General features: G+C 33.3%; 7 protein-coding genes and 2 pseudogenes. All 9 read left to right on the forward strand.

Annotated features, from left to right (window positions below):
• Positions 1-58 precede the first annotated feature (58 nt).
• Positions 59-303, forward strand: a pseudogene (locus CQ058_RS32620) (SUKH-3 domain-containing protein); the annotation flags it as partial.
• A gap of 130 nt (positions 304-433) precedes the next feature.
• Positions 434-1,276 carry a hypothetical protein gene (locus tag CQ058_RS30715; protein ID WP_002191614.1) on the forward strand — a complete coding sequence of 281 codons (843 nt, stop codon included), beginning with the start codon at positions 434-436 and terminating at the stop codon, positions 1,274-1,276.
• A 327-nt stretch (positions 1,277-1,603) separates the two neighbouring features.
• On the forward strand, positions 1,604-2,119 hold the full coding sequence (locus tag CQ058_RS30720) for a hypothetical protein (protein ID WP_002191613.1): 516 nt from the start codon (positions 1,604-1,606) through the stop codon (positions 2,117-2,119).
• A gap of 6 nt (positions 2,120-2,125) precedes the next feature.
• Positions 2,126-2,554 (forward strand): annotated as a pseudogene (locus tag CQ058_RS30725) (deaminase domain-containing protein); the annotation flags it as partial.
• Positions 2,555-2,581: 27 nt separating this feature from the next.
• Positions 2,582-2,938 (forward strand): Imm3 family immunity protein, encoded by a 357-nt coding sequence (locus tag CQ058_RS30730; protein ID WP_002191609.1) that lies wholly within the window; start codon positions 2,582-2,584, stop codon positions 2,936-2,938.
• A 559-nt stretch (positions 2,939-3,497) separates the two neighbouring features.
• Positions 3,498-3,812, forward strand: coding sequence for a hypothetical protein (locus CQ058_RS30735; protein ID WP_002191606.1), 315 nt, complete (start codon positions 3,498-3,500; stop codon positions 3,810-3,812).
• A 12-nt stretch (positions 3,813-3,824) separates the two neighbouring features.
• Positions 3,825-4,091, forward strand: coding sequence for a hypothetical protein (locus tag CQ058_RS30740; protein WP_002191605.1), 267 nt, complete (start codon positions 3,825-3,827; stop codon positions 4,089-4,091).
• Positions 4,092-4,102: 11 nt separating this feature from the next.
• Complete coding sequence (locus tag CQ058_RS30745) at positions 4,103-4,621, forward strand: hypothetical protein (RefSeq protein ID WP_002191604.1); 519 nt, start codon at positions 4,103-4,105, stop codon at positions 4,619-4,621.
• Between the two features lie 349 nt (positions 4,622-4,970).
• Positions 4,971-5,603: a hypothetical protein gene (locus CQ058_RS30750; protein WP_002191603.1), complete on the forward strand. Its 633-nt coding sequence runs from the start codon at positions 4,971-4,973 to the stop codon at positions 5,601-5,603.
• Positions 5,604-5,988: the final 385 nt, after the last annotated feature.

The raw sequence follows: 5,988 nt of genomic DNA on the forward strand, positions 1-5,988 counted from the left end.
CGATAGAACTCTTTACTTAGGAATCCCCCTCTTCTAAACGAAGTGAAAGTGGGGGTAGTTCAAGGAGGAGTTTGGAGAATTACGAATCAATGTTGAAAAGATTCGTTCAAATGGGTCTAAGACAATATCTGAACATACCACTTGTATTAAGGAAGTGATAGGTGTGTTAGATAGTTCGTGTTTTGGCTTAGATGATTTTATTGATGATAAAGTTATTCCTATAGGTTCACTATATGATTTCGGTTAGGACCAGGAAGATTATTCAGATCAACAGGGTGGATAGGAGACAATGCTTTGGGATGAATTTAAAGGGGAGTAATATTTTTTTAGTTCAAAATTATCTCCTAATCTCCTATAATGATAAATCCAATTTCTAAAAGAATATTACCCTCTTTTTTGTTAGTTATGTATAATAATAGAAGGGGGTATATATATGAATTATAAAAAAACAATAGTAAGCATATTGCTAGTAGCTTCATTATTTACATTATCTGCTTGTAAGGAAAAAGAAGTAGTAAAGCCAGTAGAGAAGAAAGAAGAGCCTCAAAAGGAACATATAACATCAGATAAAACAGAGGAAGTCACTACAGAAAAAGAAAAGCAAGATGAACAAAAGAAGGAAGAAGGACAAATTGGTATACAAACAACAGTAGAAGAACTTCAGCAACATATTGATAAACGCGGTTATATACTTTACACGGATCATCCGATTCGCCGTGTTACAAGTGAAAATAATCGAACTACCGATATATCTAATTATGGTGATTCGGTTGTTAATATTCGCACAGAAGAACCACTTGAAAATTTATCGCCAGATTGGGTGAAAGAAGGATATGCATTTATAACAGTACAACAAGATCCTTCTTTTCAATATAAATCATGGGATGAAATAACAAATTTAGAAAGGGCACTTGTAAAAGTAGCATATGCATCAGTTTCTGCATTTCGTGTGCTAGAAGCTCCTGTAAGAAAGGAAGATTTCTCAAATACTGCTGAGATTACAGAGGCACTTACATACCTCCGAAAAGGTGGAGAATTTGATTATATGGCTCCTGTCGCCCAAGGCGGAGTAGATCAAGGGCTATTTCAAAAGAATGATAAACTGAAAAAAAGTTGGAGTAAGTTAGCAAACATAGAAAACCCTAAAGAGAATAAAATAGCTTTTTCCCAAGCATATGAGGAGGCGAGACAAGAGACGAATAATATGATAGGCCTTCTAAATATTTTAGTGTCTAAAAATTATAAGGAGCGTCTGTCGCAGCTTCCTAGTAAATAGGATGATAAGATATCCAAATAAGGCAAGTAAAATCTCTAAACATGCGAATTTTATATTGGACATCATCCCGAACAAGCTGAAGACATAGGAAATCTCATAATAAAAACAAAGGAGAAATATAATATAAAGGATTAATTTACTCCTTTTCTTGATTGGCTAAAAGCCTTTCAAGGTTTTTTTATGATTTAACAATTTTATGAATGTATTAAAAAGAATCAAAGAAAATATGATATAAATTTTAGTCTAATTTCTATACATAAATAAAGATTTAAAAGTAAACGTAAAGTAACTCCAAAATATACAATAAAAGTTGATTTTAGAGTTACTTTGAAAGCGGAAAAAGAAGCGCAACTGCAAGCTGAAAGAGAAATGAAGAAAAAGCGAGAGGAATGGGCGAACCATCATCCAGCGGAGGCGTGGCTTCAAGACGTTTCTGCTAGTTTCGGTAAGAAATGGGATGGATTAGAAAAAGGAACAAGATGGTTAGGGATGTTAGGCACGAACTATCCTGCCCTGAAAAGACTTTCTGATGAAGCCTTGGTGTTAGAAGGTTTTATAGGTAAGGCAGGTTCCGCTATTAGTGGGGCTGCGATAGGTGTAATAAAATTAGTTTACCTAGGTGCAGAGCTTATTGAGTGGGGCTATAACTCGATACATGGCGTAGAAACAGAACAATGGAAACTGGACGATCTCGATGCGACTTGGCAAGGGGTGAAGAAACTCACCGAATATGGGATTGTAGGCTCTATCACAACTACGGCTCCTTATCTTAGTGATTTCTTAAATAATCCCGCACTCACGGACAAAATTCCCGTGCTGGATAACCTTGCTAGAACCTATTGATAGAGTAAAGAACTAAGAGGGAATTTAACAAGTAGGTATAAGAAATCTGGTGATTTTGCTGTTGCAGAAGTGGATGTCAGTGGGATAAGCAAATCTGAATTTTATGCTCAAAGTAGCATAAATGAACTCAAAGGAAATCTTGAGCATAAGGTGCCTGATATTTCTTTACAACCTGAAAATCCAATGTTTAAAGCTACAGAAGCAGTTGGTAAAGAGGGGGAGAGTTATTTAAGGAATACAGATACGGAGTATAAAATACTAAATGATATTGCTTCTAGGCTTGGAGAGAATACACAAGCTACTGGGAAAATAAAGTTATTTACAGAATTGGATACTTGCGACAGTTGCAGTAAAGTCATAGCAGAGTTTGCTGCTAAATATAAAAATATTGAATTAGAAGTCATACACAACAATGGTAATAGAATTATTCATTAAACTTAATTTTTTTGGAGGGGAAAACTAATGAAAGACTGGGAGTATAATGAATTATTTGATGCGATTCAGGAGACATATGAAGAGTTGTTAGATGAAGACAGGGGATATAGGTATGCTATAGCAAAACTAGCGGATGAATTTGATAACTTAGGTAAGATAGAAGATGTTATTGTTGATACTGCTATTGGAGAAATTGCAATCGGCCATGAGAAAGTTTTTGTTGGGCGCATTGAAGGTATAACAAAGAGATTAAGCATGTTTAATCCACAAGAAGCAGGAGATGAATTAACATTAGAAGAAATAAAAGACTTATCGAGACGAATAAATAAGGTAATAGAAGGATTAAAAAATATTGAGGTTGATTATAATCCTTCAGCAGAATAGTGATATTTATAAAGGATTGATTACATTAGCTGATTATATAAGAGTAAAAAGCTCATGATGGTTGTACCATCATAGAGTACTGTGTGCAATTCTAGAATAGAAAAAGAAGTACGAGCTTAGGCGAGATGACATTTTACTGGCCGATGAATATAAACACATGGAGTGTATATTAAACTAAAGAACTCGTACAAACTCGTAAGTTTTAATGTAGTAGTTGTCATGGCATATAAAAGGTGTCACGCAATAACTTGAAAACTTACAAATTTATGCTATTTAAAAATATAGGAACTTAAAGCACTTGACTGTCATTTATGGCAACAAGTGCTTTTTTCATAGATATATTAAGACTCGATAAACAAATAAAATATAGATTATATATATGGATTGATAAATGAAATAAAATAAGTCGTGAATATTATATAAAAGATAAGACTTACTTAGGTAATATAGATAAAGAGTTATACAAGAAGTTAGACAAAGGCTCTAAAATAGAAGTACTAGAATACAAAGGAAAGACAATCATGTATGATAGTTACGATGTAAAGTAAGGGGGATTATATTGAAAAAGAAACGGTTTAGAATTGTTTGTATTGTAGTGTTTCTAGTGTGTACGTTCCTACTCATAGGGGTAGGAACGTACAACGAGATACAAGTCAGACAACATGGTAAGTCAAGTATAGCGGAAGTCGTAGACATGAAAGAGTACACACCTAGAGGGTTTAAGGTTTATGAAATCAAGTACAAAGTAGATGGTGAAACGCATACAGGTAGCGTAAGTAAGAAAATATACAAACGTTTAGACATTGGTTCTCGCATTGAGGTTGTTGAGTACAAAGGAAAGACTATGCTATTTGAAAGTTACGGTTCAAAGTAAGGGGTATGAATAGTGAATCATAGACGTAAGAAAAAGAAGAATCCAATACACGCAGAAAAAGTACCAAATAGGGTAGAGCGCATAGGAAAAGAAGAGAAACCGAAAGAGGAGCAGAGTAACAAGTTTGTTGACATTCTCCTTGGTATTCTTCTTTTCCCACTTATTATATGGGCAGTATTAGAAGGTTCTAGGGGAAAGTTAAGTAAAAAGGCAACTCTTGTGGTTGTAAGTGTTATTGTTTTCATCTTAGTTGGGGTAGTTATAATAGGAAACAAATAAAGGGGTATGTTATGAGTGAAAAGAAATTCATAAACTTAGAGAAAGACCCAGAGTATGTAGACGACTATGTTGTATTTAAGAGTACAAAGTTTGGAAAAACCTACTACTTAGATTCATCTGTGAAAGAGTATACAGAGTATGAACTTGAAGAGTATATCATGAAACTTGAAGCATACAAGAAAAAGAGAAGGAAGAAGGCTTGGATGTATGTAGGTATTTTCGTCTTATTCTGTTTGGTCTTGTCAGTTATAGAGGGGTATCAAAACGATGAATTAGTTAAAAACGGCAAAGTAAAAGAGGTTATGGTTCTTGGGAAACACATTGAAGAAGAGTATATCATACTGAAACACCCTACTTTAGAGTTGTTTGACAATAACACAATGAAAAAGATATGGGTGAATCAGGAACTTTACGATAAGGTATATCCGACTGACAAGGTACGAATCATTGAGTACAAAGGTGAAGTTAAGTTAGACCCTAGATATGAGGATAAAGACTTAGTCATACAGAAGTATAAGTTTGGGAGGTAATTGTAATATGGTTGAGTAAGGGGCATTTTATCAGCCCGCTATGGACCATGTAAATGTACCTCCCATGAAGGATTTCCCTTTGATTCATATAAGATACCGTCACGTTCCCGTTTGTACTTGCAACATAAGATACGATTTCGTTAGGAATATATATGCTTTATTCTCTTTTGTTTTATTTTTGCACCAGAACCCTTTAACTGGAGTATTAGGAGTTAGACTGCTTTTTTATAAGTCCTCATAAATTTCTGGAATTGAGGGTTACTATTAATCTATAATTTATTTAAAATAAAGGTAGTGAAGAATAACTACTCTTCACCTGAAATAAATATAAAGGAGAATTATAATAATAATGACTTTTCCCAATAATGTTAACGGTATGTGTGAGTATTCAATAATAGAAATTAGATGCTTACCCTATAATTCTGAAACAATAAAATTTCAAAACGACTTTGTTCTTATTTGTAGTACATATCTTAATAAAAATGATAAAGCACATGGTCATACTACATTTGAAATCCAATCTGTAAAAGAATTATCTTATAATAATTCACACGTTAAAGAAGCCAAAAAGTTTGCATTCAAAGGTGGTACTTTAAGGATTAATGATTTTGTAAACATAATTGAGGTGAAAACTGATTATGATACAAAGATTATAGCAAACCTTTCTTACCAATATTCTAAAGATCAAGAGATGGAATATATACAAAATAAAGACTTACTCCTATTTTCTACTTCAGTAGGAATCAAAGGTTCTTTTTCTAACGTCCCTTATCTTTATCTACCACCAGAATTTAAGACCTACATGGACTACTATGATGCTCATCAAGAATCTAAAATTCTCGATGATGCTTATTATACTTTGTGTCGAAGCACAAAAGAAGATAATGAATTCATTGAACAATTTAAGGAACTACAAGATAAACAAAGTATTTTAGAAAAAGATTTATATGATCGTTATTTACAAAACACATATAAGGACTAAATGAATTTCGTAAACTATCTCCACTTCCAGCTTGTTTAGAAGTGATCGCTTCCTAAATTCACCTATCTTGCGTGTTTATTTCTATACAAGTACAAGAACTAATCATGGATTAGGCTATCTCGTTAGTTTATATAGTTCGATAAAACGTATGTTTTATTATGAAAAAATAGTAATTCATCTCCCACCTATTTGTTGGTGCCATGCACCTACATACAAATTGAAGAGAGAGAGGAATCACCTAAATTTAGTTAAAATGATTACATGCTGTAAATATACACATCAGATAAACAAAACAAATAAAATAAAAAAAAGAATCCCATATCATATATGTGAACTGTACCCCGAATCATGGACACTTAAAAAAAGCCCCATGATTCGGGGTTTT

This window comes from Bacillus sp. MYb56, from assembly GCF_002976445.1.
GTDB classification, from domain to species: domain Bacteria; phylum Bacillota; class Bacilli; order Bacillales; family Bacillaceae_G; genus Bacillus_A; species Bacillus_A mycoides.

What these genes read in the sequence shown, in the direction of transcription:
- CQ058_RS30715 (WP_002191614.1), top strand. Translation starts at nt 434, where the DNA reads ATGAATTATAAAAAAACAATAGTAAGCATATTGCTAGTAGCTTCATTA.
- CQ058_RS30730 (WP_002191609.1), top strand. Translation starts at nt 2,582, where the DNA reads ATGAAAGACTGGGAGTATAATGAATTATTTGATGCGATTCAGGAGACA.
- CQ058_RS30745 (WP_002191604.1), top strand. Translation starts at nt 4,103, where the DNA reads ATGAGTGAAAAGAAATTCATAAACTTAGAGAAAGACCCAGAGTATGTA.
- CQ058_RS30750 (WP_002191603.1), top strand. Translation starts at nt 4,971, where the DNA reads ATGACTTTTCCCAATAATGTTAACGGTATGTGTGAGTATTCAATAATA.